The 23,218-nt window shown below is 64.1% G+C and carries 16 protein-coding genes; 8 read left to right on the top strand and 8 right to left on the bottom strand.

The genetic code is table 11. From position 1 onward, the window contains the following. Positions 1-6: 6 nt before the first annotated feature. The 5 genes from RTP54_RS19240 (at position 7) to RTP54_RS19220 (ending at position 6,227) form a co-directional block, all read left to right on the top strand. The gene (locus tag RTP54_RS19240) at positions 7-486 is read left to right on the top strand and encodes a formate dehydrogenase subunit gamma (RefSeq protein WP_112805388.1); all 480 of its coding nucleotides are present in this window, start codon (positions 7-9) and stop codon (positions 484-486) included. Beyond that, complete coding sequence (locus RTP54_RS19235; protein WP_312365151.1) at positions 483-2,039, top strand: NADH-quinone oxidoreductase subunit NuoF; 1,557 nt, start codon at positions 483-485, stop codon at positions 2,037-2,039. Before RTP54_RS19240 ends, RTP54_RS19235 begins: the two co-directional genes overlap by 4 nt. Positions 2,040-2,267: 228 nt before the next feature. Next, entirely contained in the window at positions 2,268-5,147 is a 2,880-nt protein-coding gene (fdhF, locus tag RTP54_RS19230) for a formate dehydrogenase subunit alpha (protein WP_312365150.1), read from the top strand. A gap of 5 nt (positions 5,148-5,152) precedes the next feature. Then, on the top strand, positions 5,153-6,007 hold the full coding sequence (fdhD, locus tag RTP54_RS19225; RefSeq protein ID WP_312365149.1) for a formate dehydrogenase accessory sulfurtransferase FdhD: 855 nt from the start codon (positions 5,153-5,155) through the stop codon (positions 6,005-6,007). Then, positions 5,997-6,227, top strand: coding sequence for a formate dehydrogenase subunit delta (locus RTP54_RS19220; protein WP_312365148.1), 231 nt, complete (start codon positions 5,997-5,999; stop codon positions 6,225-6,227). The genes fdhD and RTP54_RS19220 overlap by 11 nt, the downstream gene beginning before the upstream one ends. 294 nt (positions 6,228-6,521) lie before the next feature. On the opposite strand, the gene RTP54_RS19215 is transcribed toward RTP54_RS19220, so the two are convergent. From RTP54_RS19215 to rocF, 4 genes are all read right to left on the bottom strand, one after another. Beyond that, a complete protein-coding gene (locus tag RTP54_RS19215; RefSeq protein WP_312365146.1) occupies positions 6,522-8,306 on the bottom strand; it encodes a PAS domain-containing methyl-accepting chemotaxis protein in 1,785 nt (594 codons plus the stop codon). 448 nt (positions 8,307-8,754) lie between these two features. Continuing rightward, complete coding sequence (locus tag RTP54_RS19210) at positions 8,755-9,234, bottom strand: chemotaxis protein CheW (protein WP_025425030.1); 480 nt, start codon at positions 9,232-9,234, stop codon at positions 8,755-8,757. A gap of 296 nt (positions 9,235-9,530) precedes the next feature. Further along, on the bottom strand, positions 9,531-10,736 hold the full coding sequence (gene rocD, locus RTP54_RS19205) for an ornithine--oxo-acid transaminase (RefSeq protein WP_077502193.1): 1,206 nt from the start codon (positions 10,734-10,736) through the stop codon (positions 9,531-9,533). 126 nt (positions 10,737-10,862) lie between these two features. Next, the gene (rocF, locus tag RTP54_RS19200; RefSeq protein WP_112805376.1) at positions 10,863-11,786 is read right to left on the bottom strand and encodes an arginase; all 924 of its coding nucleotides are present in this window, start codon (positions 11,784-11,786) and stop codon (positions 10,863-10,865) included. A gap of 139 nt (positions 11,787-11,925) precedes the next feature. Between rocF and RTP54_RS19195 the strand changes: the two genes are divergently transcribed. Together RTP54_RS19195 and RTP54_RS19190 are read left to right on the top strand one after the other, a co-directional pair. After that, a complete protein-coding gene (locus RTP54_RS19195) occupies positions 11,926-12,360 on the top strand; it encodes an Lrp/AsnC family transcriptional regulator (protein WP_065780784.1) in 435 nt (144 codons plus the stop codon). A gap of 113 nt (positions 12,361-12,473) precedes the next feature. Continuing rightward, a complete protein-coding gene (locus RTP54_RS19190) occupies positions 12,474-12,971 on the top strand; it encodes a VOC family protein (RefSeq protein WP_312365125.1) in 498 nt (165 codons plus the stop codon). Positions 12,972-12,999: 28 nt separating this feature from the next. Here RTP54_RS19190 and RTP54_RS19185 read toward each other — a convergent pair whose 3' ends face one another. Next, complete coding sequence (locus RTP54_RS19185) at positions 13,000-13,791, bottom strand: APH(3') family aminoglycoside O-phosphotransferase (protein ID WP_312365122.1); 792 nt, start codon at positions 13,789-13,791, stop codon at positions 13,000-13,002. A gap of 301 nt (positions 13,792-14,092) precedes the next feature. Here RTP54_RS19185 and RTP54_RS19180 point away from each other — a divergent pair, with 301 nt between their 5' ends. Next, a complete protein-coding gene (locus tag RTP54_RS19180; protein ID WP_312365120.1) occupies positions 14,093-15,178 on the top strand; it encodes a MerR family transcriptional regulator in 1,086 nt (361 codons plus the stop codon). A gap of 218 nt (positions 15,179-15,396) precedes the next feature. Here RTP54_RS19180 and RTP54_RS19175 read toward each other — a convergent pair whose 3' ends face one another. The 3 genes from RTP54_RS19175 to RTP54_RS19165 all read right to left on the bottom strand — a co-directional run bounded on the left by RTP54_RS19175 (position 15,397) and on the right by RTP54_RS19165 (position 23,100). Further along, a complete protein-coding gene (locus RTP54_RS19175) occupies positions 15,397-19,572 on the bottom strand; it encodes a translocation/assembly module TamB domain-containing protein (protein ID WP_312365118.1) in 4,176 nt (1,391 codons plus the stop codon). A gap of 113 nt (positions 19,573-19,685) precedes the next feature. Then, complete coding sequence (locus RTP54_RS19170; RefSeq protein ID WP_112805366.1) at positions 19,686-21,599, bottom strand: autotransporter assembly complex protein TamA; 1,914 nt, start codon at positions 21,597-21,599, stop codon at positions 19,686-19,688. 271 nt (positions 21,600-21,870) lie between these two features. Beyond that, positions 21,871-23,100: an MFS transporter gene (locus RTP54_RS19165; protein WP_312365114.1), complete on the bottom strand. Its 1,230-nt coding sequence runs from the start codon at positions 23,098-23,100 to the stop codon at positions 21,871-21,873. Positions 23,101-23,218 lie beyond the last annotated feature (118 nt).

Genomic DNA, 23,218 nt, shown 5'->3' with positions numbered 1-23,218 from the left:
CCCCGAGTGAACATTCACCAGCCGCGTGGCGACGTTTCCGGGCGCACGCTCGCGATCGTCGAGGACCTGAAGGGGCTTGAAGGGCCGCTGCTGCCGATCCTGCATGAGATCCAGCAGGAGTTCGGTTACGTGCCGCAGGACTGTCTGCCGGTGATCGCGCGCGAACTCAACCTGTCGCGCGCCGAGGTCTACGGCGTCTTTTCCTTCTACCATGACTTTCGCGAACACCCGGCCGGCCGGCATGTGCTGAAGCTCTGTCGCGCCGAGGCCTGCCAGTCGATGGGTGGCGACCAGCTGGCCGAGCGCGCCAAGCGCCTGCTCGGCATCGATTTCCACGAGACGACGCCCGATGGCGCGGTGACGCTGGAGCCGGTCTACTGTCTCGGGCTCTGTTCCTGCGCACCCTCCGCGATGTTCGACGGAGAGGTGCATGCCCGGGTCGATGCCGACGATCTCGACGCGCTTGTTGCGGAGGCGCGCCGATGAGCGTGAAGATCTACATTCCCCGCGACGCCGCAGCCCTGGCGCTTGGTGCCGACAGGGTGGCGAAGGCGATCGAAGATGCGATCGCCGCGCGCGGCCTCGATGTCACCATCGTGCGCAACGGTTCGCGCGGCCTGCATTGGCTCGAGCCGCTGGTCGAGGTGGAGACGCCTGAAGGCCGCGTCGCCTATGGGCCGGTCAAGGCGCGCGACGTCGCCTCGCTCATCGATGCCGGGCTTATTGAAGGTAGAGATCACGCGCTCTGTCTTGGTAAAACCGAAGACATTCCCTTTCTGAAGCAGCAGACACGGCTGACCTTCGCGCGCTGCGGCGTCATCGATCCGGTATCGCTCGACGACTACCGCGCGCATGGCGGTCTGCGCGGCCTTGAGAACGCCATTGCCCTGGAGCCCACGGCAATCGTTGCCCAGGTGACCGAGAGCGGCCTTCGCGGCCGCGGCGGCGCCGGTTTCCCGACCGGCATCAAGTGGAAGACCGTCCTCGAAGCGACGGGCGGGCGCAAATACATCGTCTGCAACGCCGACGAGGGCGACAGCGGCACCTTCGCCGACCGGATGATCATGGAGGGCGATCCCTTCGTCTTGATCGAAGGCATGGCGATCGCGGGCCTTGCCACCGGTGCGACCAAGGGCTTCATCTACACCCGCTCGGAATATCCGCATGCGATCGCCACGATGGCGCAAGCGATCGAGATCGCGCGACGTGCCGGCCTACTCGGGCGGTCGGTGCTCGGCTCCGGCCGCGCCTTCGACATGGAAGTGCGCACCGGCGCCGGCGCCTATGTCTGCGGTGAGGAAACGGCGCTCTTGAACAGCCTCGAGGGCAAGCGCGGCATCGTCAGGGCGAAACCGCCGCTTCCGGCGCACAAGGGCCTGTTCGACTGTCCGACCGTCATCAACAACGTGATCTCTCTCGCCTCCGTGCCCGTGATCATGGACAAGGGCGCTGCCTTCTACCGCGACTTCGGCATGGGCCGTTCGCGCGGCACGATACCGATCCAGATCGCCGGCAATGTCAAGCACTCCGGCCTGTTCGAGACTGCCTTCGGCCTGGCGCTCGGCGAGATCATCGACCATATCGCCGGCGGCACGGCGAGCGGCCGGCCGGTCAAGGCGGTGCAGGTTGGCGGTCCGCTCGGCGCCTATTTTCCGCGCGCGCTGTTCGACACGCCCTTCGACTACGAAGCCTTCGCCGCCCGCGACGGGCTGATCGGCCATGCCGGCATTGTCGTCTTCGACGACACCGCCGATATGCTGAAGCAGGCGCGTTTCGCCATGGAGTTCTGCGCCATCGCAAGCTGCGGCAAGTGCACGCCCTGCCGCATCGGCTCGACCCGCGGCGTCGAGGTGGCCGACAAGATCGCTGCCGGCATCGAGCCGGAGAAGAACCGCGAACTGCTCGCCGATCTCTGCAACACCATGAAGTTCGGTTCGCTCTGCGCGCTCGGCGGGTTCACCCCCTATCCCGTCGTCAGCGCCATGACGCATTTTCCGGATGATTTTCAGCCGGCTCCGATCGCGGAGGCTGCGGAATGATGGTTGCTGCACATCGAAACTTGCCCCTCACCCTAACCCTCTCCCCGCAGGCGGGGAGAGGGGACGAGGCCCACATGGCTTCAGAAGCGAAGGTGAAGGGTGCGGCATTTCCCTTCGCCCCGCTCGCGGGGAGAAGGTGGCGGCAGCCGGATGAGGGGCGGATGCTTGCATCGGTGCCGATGGTGGCGGACGCGACGTCCTTGAACAAGAATTCCAAGGAGGCCAGACATGTCTCTCATTCATGAAATCGACTATGGCACGCCTGCCTCCCGCTCTGAAACCATGGTGACGCTGACCATCGACGGCCGCGAAGTGACGGTACCCGAGGGCACGTCGATCATGCGCGCGGCGATGGATGCCGGCATCGAGGTGCCGAAACTCTGCGCCTCCGACATGATGGACGCCTTCGGCTCCTGCCGGCTCTGCCTCGTCGAGATCAAAGGGCGCAATGGCATGCCGGCCTCCTGCACCACGCCGGTGGCCGCGGGCATCGAAGTCTCGACCCAGACGCCGCGCCTGAAGGACGTTCGCCGCGGGGTGATGGAGCTCTATATTTCCGACCACCCGCTCGACTGTCTGACCTGTGCTGCCAACGGCGATTGCGAGCTGCAGGACATGGCCGGTGCCGTCGGGTTGCGCGATGTGCGCTACGGTTACGAGGGCGACAACCACGTCAAGGCGCGCAACAACGGCGAGATCAACGCCAAGTGGCTGCCGAAGGACGAATCCAATCCTTACTTCACCTATGACCCGGCGAAGTGCATCGTCTGTTCGCGCTGCGTGCGCGCCTGCGAGGAAGTGCAGGGCACGTTTGCGCTGACCATCGGCGGCCGCGGTTTCGACAGCCGCGTGTCTGCCGGCATGGCCGAAGACTTCATGGCGTCGGAGTGTGTGTCCTGCGGCGCCTGCGTCCAGGCCTGCCCGACGGCCACGCTCACCGAAAAGTCCGTCATCGAGATCGGCCAGCCGGAGCATTCGGTCGTTACCACCTGCGCCTATTGCGGCGTCGGCTGCTCGTTCAAGGCGGAGATGCGCGGCGAGGAACTGGTGCGCATGGTGCCGTGGAAGGATGGGCAGGCGAACCGCGGCCACTCCTGCGTCAAGGGCCGGTTTGCCTATGGCTATTCGACCCACAAGGATCGCATCCTCAACCCGATGGTGCGCGAGAAGATCTCCGATCCCTGGCGCGAAGTGACCTGGGAGGAGGCCTATGCGCATGTGGCCGCCGAGTTCCGCCGCATCCAGTATCAGTATGGCCGCGAATCGGTCGGCGGTATCACCTCTTCGCGCTGCACCAATGAAGAAACCTATCTGGTGCAGAAGCTGGTGCGCGCCGGCTTCGGCAACAACAATGTCGATACCTGCGCACGCGTCTGCCACTCGCCGACCGGATACGGCCTCGGCCAGGCCTTCGGCACGTCGGCCGGCACGCAGAATTTCGATTCGGTCGAGTTCACCGATGTGGCCGTCATCATCGGCGCCAATCCGACCGACGGGCACCCGGTCTTCGGCTCGCGGTTGAAGAAGCGGCTGCGCGAAGGCGCCAAGCTGATCGTCATCGATCCGCGCCGCACCGATATCGTGCGGTCGCCGCATGTGGAGGCCGCCTATCACCTGCCCTTGAAGCCCGGCACCAACGTCGCGATCCTGACGTCGATCGCGCATGTGATCGTCACGGAAGGGCTTGCCGACGAGGCGTTCATCCGTGAGCGCTGCGACTGGTCGGAATATGAGGACTGGGCGGCTTTCGTCGCCGAGCCCTATCACAGCCCCGAGGCGACCGAAGCCTATACCGGCGTTCCCGCCGATCTCGTGCGTGGTGCAGCCCGGCTGTTTGCCACCGGCGGAAACGGTGCGATCTACTACGGCCTGGGGGTTACCGAGCACAGCCAGGGCTCGACCACGGTCATGGCGATCGCGAACCTCGCCATGGTCACCGGCAATATCGGCCGGCCCGGCGTCGGCGTGAACCCGCTGCGCGGCCAGAACAACGTGCAGGGCTCCTGCGACATGGGCTCGTTCCCGCATGAACTGCCGGGCTACCGCCATGTCTCCGACGACGCGACACGCGAGACCTTCGAAAAACTCTGGGGCGTCGAGATTTCCAACGAGCCGGGCCTGCGCATTCCCAACATGCTCGACGCTGCCGTCGACGGCACGTTCAAGGGCATCTACATCCAGGGCGAGGATATCCTGCAGTCGGACCCCGACACCAAGCACGTGGCCGCCGGCCTTGCGGCGATGGAATGCGTGGTCGTGCACGACCTCTTCCTCAACGAGACGGCCAACTACGCGCATGTGTTCCTGCCGGGCTCGACCTTCCTCGAAAAGGACGGCACCTTCACCAATGCCGAGCGCCGCATCAACCGGGTGCGCAAGGTCATGACGCCAAAGAACGGCTATGCCGACTGGGAGGTGACCCAGAAGCTGGCGCAGGCCATGGGCATGAACTGGAACTACCGTCACCCTTCAGAGATCATGGACGAGATCGCTGCGACGACACCGAGCTTCGCTCTCGTTTCCTACGACTACCTGGAGAAGATGGGCTCGGTGCAGTGGCCCTGCAACGAGAAGCACCCCGAGGGCTCGCCGATCATGCATGTCGACGGCTTCGTGCGCGGCAAGGGCAAGTTCATCCGCACCGAATATGTTGCGACCGACGAGCGCACCGGCCCGCGCTTCCCGCTGCTGCTCACCACCGGTCGTATTCTCAGCCAGTACAATGTCGGCGCCCAGACGCGGCGGACCGACAACGTCGTCTGGCATGCGGAGGACCGGCTGGAAATCCATCCGCATGACGCCGAGCAGCGCGGCATCCGCGATGGCGACTGGATCCGGCTGGCGAGCCGCGCCGGCGAGACGACGTTGCGCTCGCTGATCACCGACCGGGTGGCGCCGGGCGTGGTCTACACCACCTTCCACCATCCGACGACACAGGCTAACGTCATCACGACCGACTTCTCCGACTGGGCGACCAATTGCCCTGAGTACAAGGTGACGGCGGTTCAGGTGATGCCGTCCAACGGGCCGTCGGACTGGCAGCAGGACTATGACGAACAGGCGCGGCAGTCGCGCCGGATCGCCGGCAAGCTGGAGGCCGCGGAGTAGTCTTCATGACGGGGCCATCCATGCCGAAATTCCAGCTGTCGAAAACCGTGCCGGAAACCGTCCTGCGCGCTGGAACCTTGCGGGACGGCTCTCGTGCCGTTCCGCAGGAGACGCCTGTGGCGTTCACCTTCGGCGGCTCGACCCATGCGGTGATGATGGCCACCCCCGGCGATCTCGAGGATTTCGCCGTCGGCTTCAGCCTGACCGAGGGCATCGTCACCGAACCCGACCAGATCGAGGCGATCGAGGCTATTGCCGACGAAGTGTCGGGCAATCTCGGCATCGACCTTCAGATTACGCTCAAGGATGAGCAGAACGACGTCCTGCGCCTGCGCCGCCGCCACATGGCGGGGCCTGTCGGCTGTGGTCTCTGCGGCATCGAATCGATCGAGCAGGCGGTACGGCCGACACCCGACGTCTCGGCCTCGAAACTCCGCCTTTCACAGGAGGACGTGGTTCAGGCGGTCGCGTTCTTGAACGGCCAGCAGCCGCTGCACTTCGAAACGCGCGCCGTGCACGGCGCGGCGTTCTACGTGCCGGGCAAGGGCCTGATTGCCGTGCGCGAGGATGTCGGCCGTCACAACGCACTCGACAAGCTCGTGGGGGCCGCCGCCCGTGCCGGATTTCACGGATGTGACGGCGCTGTCGTCGTCACCAGCCGGGTTTCCGTCGAGATGGTGCAGAAGACCGCTATTGTCGGCAGTCCCGTCATCATTGCCATCTCGGCGCCGACGGCACTGGCGATAAGCACGGCGGAAGCCGCCGGCATGACGCTGGTGGCACTGGTGCGCGGCGACGAATTCGAGATCTTCACCCATGCCGAACGCATCAAGTCCGGAGCCGTCGCCGATGTCGCATGACACCAATGCCAAGCTGATCTACATGGCAAACCAGATCGCCACCTTCTTCAAGAGCCAGCCGCAGGACGAAGCCGCCCAGGGCGTTGCCACGCATATCAACAAGTACTGGGAGCCGCGCATGCGCAGGCAATTGTTCCAGCATATCGATGGCGGTGGCGCGGGCCTTAGCCCGCTGGTTCTGGAAGCGGCATCGAAGATCAAGCGCCCGCAGGCAGCTTGAGAAAAGCGCCGGTCTTCGGCTCATTTTGTCTGTTGGAGCAACGGGCGGGGAGTGAACCCGCTGGCAGCGATCCGCCGACATTTCCCGTCAGCATCCGATCGGCTCGCCACTAATCAGGAACGCAGCTGCAAGCAGGTTCCGCGCCGGGCTTCTGACAATCCGAGATCGGTAGGTAAGGGCTGGTGCTTTCAATCGCCAGGTAGCGGCGCTGCCTTGCCTTGCAAAGATTTGAGGGAAGGCGGCGACCGGTCGCCGCCTTCCCCTATTTCTGAGTGCGGGGTGCAGGGATTGCGCTCAGAAATTCTGCCATCCGTCGCTCGATGGGGCGACTGCGAGGGCCTGTCGTTGTCCGCCGCGCAGGGCGCGCGCGGGTGTGTGCATGCGGCTTGTCTGTTGGCGCTCCTCGCCGTGGCGCGGCATCTCGGTTTGCGCCGTCTCGTTGCCGATCCGGAACTGTCTGAGGAGCGCGTGCAGGGCTTCGGCCTCGCGTGACATGTTGTGGCTGGCGGCGGTGCTCTCTTCCACCATGGCGGCGTTCTGCTGGGTCGCCTGGTCCATGGAGTTGACGGCCTGGTTGATCTCCTTCAACCCCGTCGACTGCTCACGGGCTGCCTCGACGATGGCCGAGACATTGAGGTTGATCTCCTGAACTTCGACGAGAATTTCCTCGAGCGCGGTCCCGGTCTGCCCGACGAGCGACACGCCGTTCTTGACGTGACCGCTGGAAGCGGTGATCAGCGCCTTGATTTCCTTGGCGGCCTGGGCCGAGCGCTGAGCGAGTTCGCGCACCTCCTGGGCGACGACGGCAAAGCCCTTGCCGGCCTCGCCGGCACGGGCCGCCTCGACGCCCGCATTCAGTGCGAGAAGATTGGTCTGGAAGGCGATATCGTCGATTACGCCGATGATGTTGGAGATCTCGCGCGAGGATTGTTCGATCTGGTCCATCGCGCCGATGGCGTTCCTGACGACGCCGCCGGAGCGCTCGGCGCCCGCCTTGGTCTTGGCCACCAACCCGCCTGCCTCTTCGGCGCGGCGGCTGGAGTCGGCGACCGTGGTGGTGATTTCATCGAGCGCGGCTGCGGTTTCCTCGACGGAGGCTGCCTGCTGCTCCGTGCGCTTCGACAGGTCGTCGGCGGCGGAGCGGATTTCGCGGGCGCCGGACGCGATGGCGCTGGCATTTTCGCCGACCGTCTGCATTGCCCGGCAGAGCCGGTCTATGGCGCCGTTGAAGTCGGTGCGCACCGCTTCCATGCTGGGAACGAAGGGCGTCGGCAAGTGATGGGTGAGGTCGCCTTCGGCAAGCGCCTGTAGCCCGAGGCCGAGCGCCTTGATTGCGCCCATGCGCTCGCTGACGTCGGTCGCGAACTTGACGACCTTGTAGACCCTGCCGCTGGTGTCGCGGATCGGATTGTAGGCTGCCTGGATCCAGATCTCCTTGCCACCCTTGCCGTAGCGCACGAACTCGTTGGAAATGAACTCGCCTGCGGCCAGCTTTCTCCAGAACTCGGCATATTCTGCGCCTTGTACGTAAGTCTGCTCGCAGAACATGCTGTGATGCCGGCCTTGAATTTCCTTGAGGCTGTAGCCGAGCGCGTTGCAGAAATTGTCGTTGGCCGTCAGAATTTCGCCCGAAGGGGTAAACTCGATCACCGCCTGCGATCGCGATATCGCATCGAGCTTGCCGCCATCCTCGTTGGCCTTGATCTTGGCCGCCGTGATGTCGCTGGCGAACTTCACCACCTTGTAGGGCTTGGCGTTGTGGAACACCGGATTGTAAGTGGCCTGGATCCAGATTTCGCGGCCGCCCTTGGCAATGCGCTTATAGGCGCCGGCGTCAAACTCACCCCGTCCGAGCCGTGCCCAGAAATCCCGATAGTCTTGCGTCTCGACATAGTCCGGCGCGCAGAACAGGCGATGGTGCTGGCCAACGATGTCCTGCAAGGCGTAGCCGAGCGCCTTGCAGAAGTTTTCGTTGGCGGTCAGAATTTTTCCCGTGAGATCGAACTGGATCATGGCCTGCGACTTTGACAGCGCGGCGACGATCTGGCGCGAATCCAGGCTCTGCCCGAAAGAGAACATGATTACCCTCTGATCTGGTTTTTGTTGCTTTACGCGGAAAGCCGGGTCTCGTTTCTTGCGGTGTCGACAGGGCGTGCGGGGCCGAAAGCGGCGCAGGCTCCGGGGACAAGGACAAATGCCGGCTTGCCGAAAATTGTCTGGTCCGTCGTCCGCCGGCCCAAAAGGGGTCAGCGTTTTCGTGCTGTGAGGGGAGTTCGAACTCGTGGGCGTTCATGCCCATGACGTCTTGCTTATGCAATCTAGATTAGTATTAGGATTATTAAGCAGCTGTTAAAATAGCAATTATCAGTTTTTAGTTGTGAAAAGTCACATATTACTTTTTGAGTTGAATTAGCAACTTATCGTTTACGTATCGGCGCCGCATCTTGCCAATACTTGCCTTCCGGACATGATAAAGCCGCCTTGCCGGGTGGCAAGGCGGCTTCGATATGGCGATCCGGCGGATGACCTAGGCGGCCATTTCCTCGACTTCGCGTTCCTTGAACATGCGCGCGAGGTTGAGGAAGCAGATCATGCCGTTCTCGTTGGCGATGATGCCTTCGGCAAAGCTCTTGTCGAAAGAAGCGGTGACCTCGGGAACCGGCTGTACCTGGTTGCCCTGGACCGTGAGGATGTCGGAAACGCGGTCGACAACCAGGCCGATGACCATGTTGTGCACTTCGGCGACGACGATGGCGCTGCGCTCGTTGGCCGTGGTCGACTTCATGCCGAGCTTGTGCGCCAGATCGATGATCGGGATCACGGTGCCGCGCAGGTTCATCACGCCGATGACCTCCGGCGGAGAATGTGGGATCGGGGTCGAGGGCGCCCAACCGCGGATCTCGCGGATCGTGGTGGTCTTGACGCAGAATTCCTGATCGTGGAGGCGGAACGCGATGATTTCCAGCGTCTCGCCGTCGAAACCAGCTGTCCTGAGGGTGCTTGTCATCGAAGGTCCTTCCAGCTTTCCGGTCGACGCCTTGAGGCGCGACACCGCCAAACTCGTTACATCTCCGTGCGGTGCGGTCGCGGCTGGCGCGGCCATTGAGCCGATGGGGAGCGTTTTTCAAAAGTCCGCCGACGACATCCGGCGGGGCGCAGCTGCATCATGCGCGGAGGAACCGCTTTGCGCTTTGGGAAAGGACTATAGGCCGGGATTCGTTAAGACTTGCTTTTGCAAGTGCTAATACCAAAACGCCCCGGTGGATGCCGGGGCGCAAGGGAAAATGCTATGATGGCAGAAGATCAGGCCGAGGCGAGGACCTTCGCGAACTGCTCGACCGCCCAATCCACCTGTTCGGCGGTGATGACAAGCGGCGGGGCGATGCGGATCGTGTCGCCGTGGGTGTCCTTGGCAAGGATGCCGAGCTGCTTCAGCGCTTCGCAATACTTGCGGGCGCCGCCTGCTTCGGGCACCAGCTCGACTGCCAGCATCAGGCCGCGACCGCGCACTTCCTTGATGATGTTGGAGCGGATGTCGGTCAGGCCCTTCTGGAAGCGGTCGCCCATGCGTGCCGAGTTTTCGATCATGCCTTCTTCGGTCAGCGCCTTGAGTGCGGCGCGGGCAATAGCGCAGGCGAGCGGGTTGCCGCCGAAGGTCGAGCCGTGCTGGCCCGGCTTCAAAACACCAAGCACTTCCGAGTTGGAGAGCACGGCAGAGACCGGATAGAACCCGCCCGACAGCGCCTTGCCGATCAGGGTCACGTCGGCCTCGATGCCTTCGTGTTCTTCTGCCAGCAGCTTGCCGGTGCGCCCGAGGCCGGTCTGGATCTCGTCGAGGATCAGCGTGATGCCATGCCTGGTGCAGAGTTCGCGCACGGCCGGGAAATAGCCAGGCGTCGGGACGAGAACGCCGGCTTCCCCCTGGATCGGCTCGACCAGGAAAGCTACGGTGTTTTCGGTGATCGCGGCTCGGAAGGCGTCGATGTCGCCGAAGGGCACCACCTTGAAGCCCGGCGCAAACGGGCCGAAGCCGGTGCGCGCGTCAGGGTCGGTCGAAAACCCGACGATCCCCATGGTGCGGCCATGAAAATTGTTGGAGCAGACGATGATCTCGGCCTTGTTTTCGGCCACGCCCTTGACCTCGTAACCCCACTTGCGCACGGCCTTGACCGCGGTCTCGACGGCTTCGGCACCCGAGTTCATCGGCAGCACCTTGTGCGATCCGGTCAGCGCTGCGATCTCTTCGTAGAAATGCGCGAGCTGGTCGTTGCGGAAGGCGCGGGAGGTGAGGGTCAGTTTCTGCGCCTGCTCCATCATCGCCTGGAAGATCTTCGGGTGGCAGTGGCCCTGGTTGACGGCGGAATAGGCCGAGAGGCAGTCGAGGTAGCGGTTGCCTTCCATGTCCCAGACATAGACGCCTTCGCCGCGCGACAGCACGACGTCGAGCGGCTTGTAGTTGTGTGCGCCGAGCCGGTATTCGGTTTCGATCAGGTCTGCCGTGGTGTTCATCCGTCGTCCTCCGTTGTTTTTTACAGCGCCGCGCGTCTGATCAGACGCGCAAAGGTCGCTGTAGCACTTTGATTTTCTGCATAATTTCCCCTTGAAACGATTTCGTTTCAAGGAATTATGCAGGCCTCAGGCGCTGCGGGTCGGGCGGTCAAGGACGCGGCGGCCGAAAAGGCTCGCGGTCAGCTCGACCAGGACGCGCGCGCTCTTGCCGCGATCGTCGAGGAAGGGGTTGAGTTCGACGACGTCGAGGGAGGAGACGAGATCGCTTTCCCAGAGCATTTCCATGATCAGGTGGGCCTCGCGGAAGGTGGCGCCGCCGGGAACGGTGGTGCCGACGCCCGGTGCGAGCTCGGGATCCATGAAATCGACGTCCAGGCTGACATGCAGCAGGCCATTGGCCGAGCGCACTTCATCGAGGATATGGCGCATGATGTGGGCCATGCCGAGTTCGTCGACGGCGCGCATGTCATAGACGCGCACGCCGTGTTCGGCGATCTCCTCGCGTTCGCGGTCGTCGACCGAGCGGATGCCGACCTGGAAGACCTTGGTCGGATCGACCATCGGCCGGTCCGCCGGCAGGATCGGGGCAAACTCGGCCTTGCCGCAGTAGAAGGCGACCGGCATGCCATGCATGTTGCCCGACGGCGAGGTTGCCGGCGAATTGAAGTCGGCATGGGCGTCGAGCCAGAGCACGAACAGCGGACGGCCGACTTCGGCGGCATAGCGCGCCATGCCGGAAACGCTGCCCATCGACAACGCGTGGTCGCCGCCCAGGATGATCGGGAAATGGCCCTTGCGAACGGTGTCGTGAACGGAATCATGCAAGGCGCGAGCGAAGGCCGCGACGATCTGCAGGTTGTTGGCGCCCGGGTGGTTGGCAAGGTCACGCGCCGGCAACGGCTTGACGTCGCCTTCGTCATAGACGGTATGGCCGAGGTCGCGCAGAACGGTGTCGATGCCGGCGATGCGAAGCGCCGTCGGGCCCATGGCCGCGCCGCGTCGTCCTGAACCTTCCTCGATGGGTGCGCCGATCAGCGTGATTGTCGTCATATCCGCCCGTTCCTTCCTGGTGATTCCTGTGAGTTGCGCGGATTATCGTCAAAACGCGTGACAGCAAAAAGATGGAAAACTGTCGATTGGAAAGCTAAGATCGACAGATTGCCAAGTCTGATTTTACAAAGTGAGAACCATGGACGACCTCGATCAGGCGCTGATCAGTGCGCTTCGCCAGAATGCGCGCCTGCCGGTCTCGACGCTTTCGGCGCGCACGGGCGTGTCGCGCGCGACCGTTGCGGCCCGCATCGACCGGCTGGTCGCCAACGGCACGATCGCCGCCTTTACCATTCGCACCGGCTCCGAAATCCCGGCTTCGGGCGTGCGCGCAGTCGTGATGATCGAGGTCCATGGCAAGATGGCCGACCGGGTCGCCGAGCAATTGCGCGGCCTGCCGCAGGTGCGGGCGCTGCACAGCACCAATGGCCGTTGGGACTTCATCGCTGAACTCGAAGACCGGGACCTTGTGTCGTTCGACGAGACCTTGCGGCGGATCCGGCTGATCGACGGCATCACCGTCACCGAGACCAACATCCTGTTGAAGACCAGCAAGCTGACAGGCGCATTCTAGCCGTTTTCGCCTTCTTCCAAAGGCTGTCGAAAAATGTGGCCGCGAGTCATTTGTTCTTGATTTGTTCCGTTTCGCTTGTATGATGTGCGCCTCACCCGAGACTGGAGGATGTCATGGTCATCAATGGCGGCAGGCTGGCCGATCGGCAGATCTGTGTGAAGCTTTTTGTCCGGCATGGCGACGAGGACCGCGCCATTGCCTTTTATCGCGACGTGCTGGGCGCCGAACTGGTGCAGCGCCACGAGTGGCCGAGCGGCATCCTGACCAGCGCGGATCTGAGGATCGGCGAATCCGTCTTCCGGATCGCCGGCGCCAATCCGCGCCGGGACGCGGAGCCGAAGCTTGGCGGGCCGAGATCGCCGCATGCTCTCGGCACGACGGCGGTCATTCTCGAGTTGCATGTCAAGGATGTCGATAGGGTCATGGGCAGGGCGATCGGTGCGGGTGCAGCGCTCAGGAACCCGGCAGAGACGCTGTCGACCGGAGACCGCGTCGGCGCCTTCATCGACCCGTTCGGCCATATCTGGGCCTTGTTCAACGCCCTTGAGGATACCGACTTTGCAGACGCCGATGTCGTCGATATGAACCTTGAGGCCCGCGCCGCCGCTTGAGGCGGCGCGGGCCATCGTCCTTGCGGGCTCAGAAGAACTCGTCGAGAAGACAGTAGAAATCGAGTTTTGCGCGATCGGCGCGGCGGATGCCGTAGAGATCGAGAAACGGCTGGACCCATTCGTCCCCGAGATTGAAACCGATGCTGCGGCAGGTCAGCGCGAGGTCCTGATAAGGATCGGCAACACCGAGGCGACTGCAGTCGATGAAACCGGCGAAACGGCCATCCCTGACGATGATGTTCGGCAGGCAGGCATCGCCATGGGTAACCACCAGTTTTCCCTCCGGCGGGCGTTTGTTCTCAAGCTCGACGAACAGCTCTTGCGCGGTTTTTCCCAGCCGTTCCTCATCGAAATCGGTGACGTCGACCAGATCCGCGTCCGCCCGCAGCCTGGCGATCGGGATGCGTGCGCCGATCCGGTGATCGAACGGGCAGGCATCGGCATCAAGCGCGTGCATGCGCCTCAGGGCTTCGGCAAGCAGGACGACCTTCTCCGGTGCGGCAAGCGGGCTCGAGGCGAGGTCGACGCCTTCGACGGCCTCCATCAGCAGCCAGTTCTCTTGCGCGTAAACCGCGCGCGCGATGATACGCGGGCAGGGCATGCCCTGACTGCCCAGCCATTCCAGGCGCTCCGCCTCATCGACCAGTTCCGAAATGGGACCGGCCTCTTCGATCTTGAGAACCAGAGGCGGTCGGCCTTCGGCATCGAACAGGAAGACGCTCGATTCCGATTGGCCAAGACTGTCCTTGCGCCAGGAGTAACCTTCGAGCGGCGAACCGAAGCCCGGTGGAAAATTGATGTCGGGAAGCTGAAGAGACAAGAAACACCTGAAAATTGCGTTGTACTGAAAATGTCGACGAGCGCTCCATCCGACCTTCAGGACCGAACGAGCAAGCCGGAGCACCGCGAAACGCCGCACGCTTTCAACCGGAGCCGGGCGCGGCTTGAGACAGGAAGGCATGCAACGGCTGCGCGAGCGCATGTAGGGACGGCGTCGGCCAAAATCCATGGGTCCGGCCGCGATGCGCCCATTCTCCGCCCAATCTTGATACAACGCGCACAGGATGCTGCTTGAGCCGGACCTAGGGTCATAGTTTAGAACCGGAAATCAGGAGGCCGAGATGAGCGACAAGCGACACCATGACCATCTTCTGACCGCTGCCGAATGCGCCGAACGCCTCGGCCTGACGGTCAGGGCGCTGCGCGTCTATGAGGATCGCGGCCTGATTTCTCCGCGCCGGACAGCCAAGAACTGGCGGCTTTATGGCGGTGCGGAGATCGCCCGCCTGACCGAGATCCTTGCCCTGAAGCGTCTCGGCCTCAGCCTGACCCGGATCACCATCCTGCTTGCAGGCACCGCACCGGATCTCGGCCAGACGCTGACGGTCCAGCAATCCGCGCTCGTCGATCTGCGCGATCGGGTCGAACACAGCCTGTCGCTGATCGGTGCGGCTCTCAAGAAGATAGCGAACGGCAACACCGTGTCGGTCGGCGAGCTCATCACTTTGGCCAAGGAGACCGGGATGACCGATCTGTCGCCGGATACAGTTGCATGGCAACGCTATGAGCAGGCGCGTCCGCGCAAGGAGATCGGCTTCGATCCCGAAAGACACGGCGCGCTCGTTGGCGATTTTCAGCTCGACGGTGGCGATGTGCTCAGCATCACCCGTCGCGACGGCGGCCTGATGGCCCAGCTGACCGGACAGAGGGCGGTGGAAATCTATCCGGAAGCAGACGATGCCTTCTTCTACCGGATCGTTCCGGCACAGCTCACCTTCACGCGGGACGAAGAGGGCCGGGCAGAAAGCGTCGTCCTGCACCAGGGCGGCTACGAGCAGGCGGCCCGGCGCATCGACGAGATGAGGGCGCGCACGCTCGTCGAAGACCTGGAGAGGCGGGTGAGGGACAAGATCCCGCTGCCGAACAGCGAGTTTCTGCTGCGCCGCGTCCTTGCCGAGCATCAGATCGGTGCGCCCGACTACGGTGCGATGACGCCGCAGCTCGCGGCTCTGGTGCGCGAGTTGGCGCCGGCGATCTCGCACGAAGTCTGCCGCCTGGGAACGCTGCAGGCGCTGGTGTTCAAGGGCGTCCTGCAGGAGGGGTCCGATGTCTATGACGTCCGATTCGACAAAGGGACGCTGGAATGCGGGTTGAGCCTCGCGCCCGACGGCAAGATCAGCAGCATCTATTTTCGCCCGGCGCTCTGAAGGCGGCTGCCGTCTTTCCGTTTGACACAGACGCCCGTTGGCGGGCGTTACGCGGGACAGGACGTATATCGAGAAGCGAGACGTGGATCGCCGCAGGACAGGCGCAAGTCCGGGGAGAAGGAACACCCCGTCGATTTCGTTGACATCCGAAATGTTCCGGCGACCAGCGACGCGTCTGTCGGTTTCCGCTGCGGCGAGGACCGGGAAGGGGCTCCCGGTCAGTATTCCTTTTCGAAGAAGATGCCGCCCGATGCCGAGCCGTCGCCGGCGGCCGAGCCCTTCAGCTTGACGCCCTTGCCGACGTCGAGATTGATCACGGCCTTGCTGGAACCGGAGTCCGAGCCCTGTTGCAGCTCGATGTAGGTGCGGTCGTTGAGATACTTGCCGGCACGCACCGAGGCGCCGCCCTTCTCGTCGGTCGTGACGTCGAGGTCGTCGACACCGAGCTTGTTGCGCAGGCCGTCGAGCAGCGAGGTCGAGCCGCCGCCCGCCAGCTGGCTGACGGCGGACGCCAGCTGGGCGATCTGGAAGGCCGAGAGGTTGGACAGCGATCGGTTGAAGATCAGCTGCGCCAGGATTTCGTCCTGCGGCAGGGCAGGTGACGAGGAAAAGGTGATCTGCGGGTTGTTGGCAAGGCCCGCGACATTGACGGTGATGGTCGTCGCACCCGCCGTCGATGTCGCCTTGAGATCGAGCGTGGGAACAAGATCGCCGCCAAAGCCGATGGTGCCATCGGTAAAGGTCAGGCGCTTGCCGAGGATTTCGAGCCGCCCGCGGCGCATTTCGAAGCCGCCCGATATCGTCGGCTGCACAGCGGTGCCGCGGATCGTCAGATCACCTCCGAGCTCGGCATCGATACCACGGCCGCGCACGAAAACCTGGTTGGCGGTGACGCCGAGATCGAAGGCGATAACGCCGCTGGCATTGGCGCCCGCCGGTTTTTCGTCCTTGCGCAAGTCCCTTGCCATCTGCTTGACCTTGGCAGGCGCGTTCTTGTGCTTGATGTCGATGGCCGACAGCGAAGTCGGCAGTTTTTCGGGAATGGTGATTGCCGCCTTGCGGATCGTCACCTTGCCGCCGAGCGTCGGCGTGGCGGTCAGCGGTCCCTTCAGCGTCATCTCGCCGGCGAGCTGGGCGTTGAACAGCGTGCCGTCGACATAGCTGGCGTTGTTGAGCCGGATCGTCAGATCGGCCGGGAAGCCGGATCCCGGCACCGTGCCGACCGTACCGGTAACATCCACCGAGCCGCCGGTTGCCAGGTTGGCCGATAGCTTGGTGATCGTCGCCTGCCTGCCGTCGAGCGCCACATTGGCCGTCAGGTTGTTGAGCGCCAGGTTGCGCCGGACGTCGACGAGGCGGCCGCCCGCGGTGGTGATCGTGCCTGCTATCTGCGGAGCTTTTGCCGCGCCCGATATCGAGAGATCGACGGCTGCCTGGCCTGTCAGTGTGAAGCCCTGCTCCGCCATCAGGTTGGCAATGAGCGCAAAGGGTACATTGCCGGTGAACTTCATTGAGATCGGCATGTTGCCGGCGATATCGACATTGCCGCCGCCCTTGAAGGCGAGGCCACCGGCGCCCGAAAGCGTGGTGTCGAGCGTGACGCGGTTGTTGGCGAACTTGCCGTCGGCCGAAATGTCGAAGGCCCCCACGCCGGCGCTGCGCGCTGCCGACAGCGAAGCGCCGGACCATTTGAGGTTATAGGCGACGGCGGGTGCCGCCGGCGTGCCACTGACATCGACGGTGCCGCCGATCGTGCCTTCGGCACCGAGATCGGGGACGACAGCGTTGACGAGGGCGGCGGGCAGGGCGTTGAGTTTCGCGTTGATCGCGAGCTTTTCTCCGGCGGTGCCGCTGACCGCGATCGTGCCCTTCGATGCCTGGATGGTCAGGCCGTTCAGCCGCACGGTGCCCTTGTCGATGGCGATCACGGTGGGTGCCGCGAGCTTCAGGGCAATCTGCTTCGGCGTTGCGCCGAAGGCCGACAGACGGATCTCCGTGCGGCCATTCGCGCTCGTCAGATCGCCCTTGGCCGTCAACGGTCCGCCGTCATACTTGCCGTCGATGGCAAAGCCTGTCCTGCCCGCTTCCTGTGTGAAATCGAGGCTCAAGCCCGAGACCCGGTTTTCACCCTGGGCGATCGTCTCTGCCCGCACGCTGCCCTTGATCGCCAGTGCCGAGAGGTCGGCAATGGTGATGTCAGCCACCGGCTTGGCGATCGTCAGGTCGTCGCGCCTGATGCCACTGCCGCCGGCCTTGAGCACGACGGAGGTGATGCCGTTGGTGGTCTTGATGGTGGCCGATCCGGCGAGGTCGCCCGAGGCCTTCTGCCCGGCCATGGCGGCAAGCAGGCCAAGATCCGGCAGCTTGAAATCGACGGTGCCATCGGGTTTGAAGTCGGGCGTGAAGTTGATGGCGCCGTTAAGCGTGTTGTCGCCGATCTTGGCTTCGAGCACGGGGATCGAGGTGCGGCCATCCTTGGAGACCACATCGGCACGCACGTCGATCGGCTGGCCGTCGAGCGCGCCGGTTGCCGTCAGGCTGGCCTGCGGGCTGCTCTGGTTTGCCGTGGCATCGGCCCTGATGGTGAGGTCGCTGAGCGTGCGGCCGGCGAGCGTCGCCCCGCTCGAGGACAGCTCCGCCTTGATGCCGAGTTCGGCAAGCGGCCCGGTGACGGCGGCGGTGAAGTCGGCCTTGCCCTTGGCGTCGGCAAGCAGCTTGCCGAGATCCGGCAAAACGCCTTTCAGGTCCGCCGTCAGGTTGCCGCCCGTGAGCGCGACCGAGCCGGCCGCTTCGATCGTTCCGGATTTGAGCTCGATGTTTTCGACGGTAACGCTGCCGTCGGCGCCGGTCGCCAGGCTGCCGGCAAGCGCGATGGTGCCATCGAATTTCTCAGCCGCTGCCGGCGGCAGGGCGGCCGGAACGGCGAAGAGCTTGAAGGTCGCGGCAACCGTGTTGGTTTCGCGGGAGAAGGCGCCCTCGACCGTGCCGCCGACGCCGGGGCTTTCGATCGTGACCGGCTTGAAGGCGATGCTGTCCTTGGCAAGTGCGATATCGCCGGCGATCTTCATCGGCGCCTGGACGAGGCGGGCAAGGTCCGCGTTGTCGAAGCCGGCCTGACCGATCTCGACAGCGGTCTTGATCGGGCCCGTTTGCGTTGCGAGGTTGAAGCCGTCGCTTTCGGCCTGAAGCTTGATGGCACTGAGCGCCACGTCCGGCAGGGCGAGCGAGGCGAGATCGGCGGCCATGACCAGCACGGCCGACTGGGCATCGCCGACCAGCGACAGATTGACGGCATTGATCAGAGCTCGGGCTTCGCCCTTTTCCAGCGGCCAGCGGAAATCGACCGCGCCACTGGTGCCGGTGAGCCTTGCCTGCAGGTTGTTCTCACCCTTGCTGTCGAAGGTGCCGAAGGCGCCGAAGGCGAGCGCGCCGGTCGCGACATGACCCTTGTCGACGCGCACCATGCCCTTGCCGTCGAAGGCGGCGGCAAGATCGATGCTGGTCTCGCCCTCGAACATCGGGCGCAATGCCGGCGGCATCAGCGAGCCGAAGCCGCCGCCGCCGGACAGCGTCAGCCGATGCATGCCGTCCGTCGTCTGGACATGGCGGCCGTCGAGCTTGAGGATCTCGGCGCCGTCGAGCGACGCGGTTCCGGTGCCGGCCCAGTCCGAAAGCGGGCCTTCGCCCGTGACCTTGATGTTGACCGCGGGTTCGCCCGGCAGGCGCAGGAGCTTGGCGAGCACGCCGTTCTGGGGCTCATTGACGGTGGCCTCGAGTTTCAACTCGTTGCCCGCAGGATTGAAGACGATGTCGGCGACCGCTCGGGCGTCGGGCCGGTCGCGCTGCGCCGCGGTGATCGCAAGCGCGATGCTTTCGTTGGTGGCGTTGACCTTGCCGGTTGCAGTCAGGAACTGGTCTTCGCCGGCGATCGCCTTGCCGATGACGATTTCCTTGAGGTCGATGGCGTCGATCTTGACGTCGACCGGCAACGCGAAGGTCGAGCGCACTTCCTTGGTTTCGGTCGATGGCACAGGCAGGCGCTCTACGCGGATCGAGCCCGCCGAAATCGCCGCGGCGTCGAAGCGGAACGAGAGGAGGGCCGCGGGCGACCAGGCGAGCTGAAGGTCGCGAACCTCCGCATAGATGCCCTCGCCATCAAACAGCGTCACGCTGCCGGCGGTGAACTGTCCGGTCAGCAGGGGGCTCGGGTCGGAGATCCGCACGATCTGGTCCGGCGTTGCCGCATACTTCTCGATCGCCCAGGCGACCAGACGGGCGCCGGGTGTGGTGAAGCCCACGAAGGCGACGAGAAGAAGGGCTGCGACCGCAAGAACGCCAAGCACATAAAGGCAATAGCGCAGCGTCGCGCGAAGAAAGCGGACGACGTGATTCATGATCTACCCATAACGCAACTTGCGCCGCTGCGGAATCTTTGCAGACAGAAACTGCGCGCGCTCAGGCGAAATTTACCGGCGAAAGCGCAAAACGCGGCGCAAATGGTTGCGGATCAGAAGGATTGGCCGATACCGGCATAGATGCCGTAGCTGGTGCCGCCAGGATATTTGTTGAGCGGCATGGCCACATCGAGGCGGATCGGGCCGAACGGGGTCTGGTAGCGAAGGCCGATGCCGGCGCCGGCGCGAATGTCGGAGAAGTCGGGCGTGGTGCTCGACGATACCGTGCCGGCGTCGATGAAAGGGACGATGCCGATCGTATCGGTGATGCCGATGCGCGCCTCCAGCGATGCATTGACGTAGGAGCGCCCGCCGGTGAGGTCGTTGCTGGCGTTGCGTGGGCTGATCTCCTGATAGGAGTAGCCGCGCACGGAACCGCCGCCGCCGAGATAGAAGCGGCGGTTGGCGGGGATGTCGGCAAGGCCGTCACCGCCGACCAGAACGCCAGCGCCGATCTTGCCGGCAAGCACGAAACGCTTTTCGTCGCCAAGCGCGTGGTAGCCGGATGCGGTTGCCTCGAAGGACGAGAAGAACGTCTGGCCCTTGATCTCGTAGCTCGGCTTGGCGCTGATCAGCGCGCGATAACCCTCGGTCGCGTTCAGCTTGTCGTCGCGGGTGTCGCGGACATATTCGAGCGGGATCGCGGCCGTAAGGTAGGAGTTGGAGCCAAAGGCGTCGTCGACATTCGCCCAGCTGAGTTCGCCGCCGCCCGAGACAGTGTCGGTCGGAGACAGCTCGAATGTCGCGCCGGCCGCACCGGTCAGGATCTTGGCGCGATAGGCGTCGGGATCCTGGATATTGGCCTTGAGGCTTGCGGTAAAGGTCGAGGCCGGGCCAAAGGCGCCGGGCTTGGCAAACAGGATGCCTGCGGAATAATCGAGCTTGTCCAGCTCCTGCGTCTCGCCGATGCGGTCGATCGAGCCTTCAATGCGCAGCGATTCCGCCCGGCCGAACAGGTTGCGGTGTCCCCAATAGCCCGAAAGCCCGAGGCCGTCCGTGGTCGAGACCTGGGCGCCAAAGCCGAAATACTTGTGCTTGCCTTCCGACACCTCGATCTTCATCGGGATCGATCCATCGGGCGCAAGCGTGCTGGCTTCCTTGATGGTGACGCTCGAAAACACGCCGAGCTGGCGTAGCCGCTCGGATGCCCTGCGGATATCCTCGGGCGAATAGGGGCGGCCCTCGTTGAGCCTGGAGAAATCGCGAACGAAGCCGGGATCGACGGTCTTGGTTCCTGAAACGCTGACTTCGCCGACGGGTGCCACGGGACCGCTTTCAGCCGATATCACCACGTCGACGGTCGAATCCGCGTGGTCGGCAACGACGCTGCGCTCGGTCAGCTTGGCAAGCGGCCGTCCCTGCTCACGCAGATCGTCGACGACCTTTTCGCCCGCTTTGATGATGCGCGTCGAATCCGCCCTGGTCCCGAGTGCCAGATCGTAATCGGCGGGATTGAGGCCGGCGGCATCGCCTTCGAACTTGACCGAACCGAGCGTGAAGGTGGGGCCCGGTGTCACATTGACCGTTACGGGGATGGCCTTGCCGTCCGGGAAGGACGGATCGGGCGGCAGGCTGTCGATATCCTGGCCGTTGACGCGGATTGCGACGGTGCCGCCGTAGCGGGCCTTCTCATAGAGCGCGGCCAGCAGGCGGTCGCGGTCGTCGCGGGCGCGGATCGTGAGGCCGAGATCGCCGGAAACAGGCTTTTCCTGTCCCTGGAACAGCTGTGAGCTGTTTTCCAGCGCCTCCTTCAGTTCCTTGTCGTCGGTGCCGGCGTCGAAGGTGAGAGTGTAATTGACGGGGTCGATGACCTGCGCCTCGTCCTCGTCGCCCTCGAAGAACTTCATGCCGAAGATCTTGAACGCATAGGCCTTGCCGGCAGACATGGGGCCGAGCGCGCACGAGGCGGCAACTGCGAGCGCAGTCGCTGCCTTCCAATACGCAATACTCGACCGTGGTGGGGACATTCGCTTCCGCATCCCGTCTTAAGGCGACCCAATACAAACTGCCTTCTATGCGGCGGGGGTCACTATTGCATGCCTAAGGTTTTCCATCTGTTAACGATGACGGCCGCCCGCATCCACCCCCAAGGCCCGGAATCCGGGTCGATTTCCTGGAAAAAGAGCCTGAATGTTGTCATCGCAGCACAAAAACGATGTGCCGCGGCCACAGTGTCGCCGGCGACCGGCTGCCCAGGCACGTCGTTTCCTGGGCAGCGCGTGGCCGGCTCGAGGCGGGTCAGGCCGGCTCCGGCAACGACCTCAACCGGGGGACCTGCGAGGCGATGATCACCAGGAACTGGATGAGGAAACCCGATGTTGCGACCAGGAGGCAGGCGTCCACGCCATAGCGCGTGGCTACGATCGCGCCGAGCGCCGCGCCGATCGGCCTGGCGCCGAAGGTCGCCGTGGTGATGAAGGCAGAGACCCGTCCGAGCATCGCGTTCGGGGTGATCGCTTGGCGGAGCGTCAGCGTTGCGATCGACCAGAGAACCGGCCCGGCGCCGAAGAGGAAGAAGCTCAAGCCTGCCAATGCGCCGGATGGGAACCAGACGGTCAGCAGCACCACCAGGGCTGCGAGCAGGCCGCCAAGCGGGCCGAGCGTGATCAGCACGCCAAACGGCAGACGGCGGGCGAGGGCAGGCGCGGCATAGGCGCCGATCGTCATGCCGGCGCCATAGATGCCGAGCGTGATGCCGACGCCGGTCGCGGTCATTTCGAGCGAGGTGATGGCATAGGCGACATAGACCGCCTGCAGCACGAACCAGGCGATGTTGAAGACGATCGCGGTGACGAGGATCGGCCGCAGGAGCGCATGGCCGGTGAGAAACCGTGCGCCCTCTATGAGGTCATGCAGCAGGTTTCGCCGTGGTCGAGGCTCGGTTTTCTCTTCGCTGATGCCGGCAAGCAGCACGACGGCGAGAAGGGAGAGCGTGGTGGCGGCGACATAGGCAAGTGACGCGCCGGTCCAGGCAACGATCGCCCCGCCGATCGCCGGCCCGCCGGAATAGGCGAGGCTGCGGGCCAACTCCAGCCAGCGATTGGCATCGGCGAGCTGCGCCCGCGGCACGATCGCCGGGATCAGCGCCGGCGCGGCAACGCTGTAGCAGACGGTTCCGATCGCGCCGACAAAGCCCATGACCGCCAGAAGCGGCAGGGTGACATAGCCGGCGACGAGCAGCAGCAGGGTGGCGGCGAGCGACACGGCACGCAGCATTTCCGAGGCGACCATGAGGGTGCGCCTTGAGGCGCGGTCGACGAGCAGGCCGGCGGGAATGGACAGAAGCAGGAACGGCAGCGTCTGCATCATCTGCAGCCAGCCGGTTTCCGCGGGGCCTGCCGAAAGCAGGAGAACGGCGGCGAGCGGTGCCGCCGCCAGCGCGATCTGCTCGGAAAACTGGGCGAAGAGGTTGGACCAGGCGATCCGCTTGAACGCGGGCGGCAGGGCGATGGCTGGTGGTCTCGGCATGGAAAGGTCCTCGAACGGGCTGTTTCGAGAAACCTGACAGTGTTACGGCGCTGCAAGCCACCCGGTTCCTGCGCCATCGAAGACGCGGGCCGGCCGGATCGGCCAAGCGGTCGGAAAA

The organism is Ensifer sp. (assembly GCF_031989085.1).
Classification (GTDB): domain Bacteria; phylum Pseudomonadota; class Alphaproteobacteria; order Rhizobiales; family Rhizobiaceae; genus Ensifer.
The sequence above is the reverse complement of the archived record's forward strand: the minus strand, read 5'-3'. Positions and strand labels throughout refer to the sequence as shown.

Bases quoted from the DNA above. Each gene is read 5' to 3' on its own strand.
- RTP54_RS19235 (WP_312365151.1), top strand. From the start codon at position 483: ATGAGCGTGAAGATCTACATTCCCCGCGACGCCGCAGCCCTGGCGCTT.
- fdhF (WP_312365150.1), top strand. From the start codon at position 2,268: ATGTCTCTCATTCATGAAATCGACTATGGCACGCCTGCCTCCCGCTCT.
- fdhD (WP_312365149.1), top strand. From the start codon at position 5,153: ATGACGGGGCCATCCATGCCGAAATTCCAGCTGTCGAAAACCGTGCCG.
- RTP54_RS19220 (WP_312365148.1), top strand. From the start codon at position 5,997: ATGTCGCATGACACCAATGCCAAGCTGATCTACATGGCAAACCAGATC.
- RTP54_RS19215 (WP_312365146.1), bottom strand. From the start codon at position 8,306: ATGTTCTCTTTCGGGCAGAGCCTGGATTCGCGCCAGATCGTCGCCGCG.
- RTP54_RS19210 (WP_025425030.1), bottom strand. From the start codon at position 9,234: ATGACAAGCACCCTCAGGACAGCTGGTTTCGACGGCGAGACGCTGGAA.
- rocD (WP_077502193.1), bottom strand. From the start codon at position 10,736: ATGAACACCACGGCAGACCTGATCGAAACCGAATACCGGCTCGGCGCA.
- rocF (WP_112805376.1), bottom strand. From the start codon at position 11,786: ATGACGACAATCACGCTGATCGGCGCACCCATCGAGGAAGGTTCAGGA.
- RTP54_RS19195 (WP_065780784.1), top strand. From the start codon at position 11,926: ATGGACGACCTCGATCAGGCGCTGATCAGTGCGCTTCGCCAGAATGCG.
- RTP54_RS19190 (WP_312365125.1), top strand. From the start codon at position 12,474: ATGGTCATCAATGGCGGCAGGCTGGCCGATCGGCAGATCTGTGTGAAG.
- RTP54_RS19180 (WP_312365120.1), top strand. From the start codon at position 14,093: ATGAGCGACAAGCGACACCATGACCATCTTCTGACCGCTGCCGAATGC.
- RTP54_RS19175 (WP_312365118.1), bottom strand. From the start codon at position 19,572: ATGAATCACGTCGTCCGCTTTCTTCGCGCGACGCTGCGCTATTGCCTT.
- RTP54_RS19170 (WP_112805366.1), bottom strand. From the start codon at position 21,599: ATGTCCCCACCACGGTCGAGTATTGCGTATTGGAAGGCAGCGACTGCG.
- RTP54_RS19165 (WP_312365114.1), bottom strand. From the start codon at position 23,100: ATGCCGAGACCACCAGCCATCGCCCTGCCGCCCGCGTTCAAGCGGATC.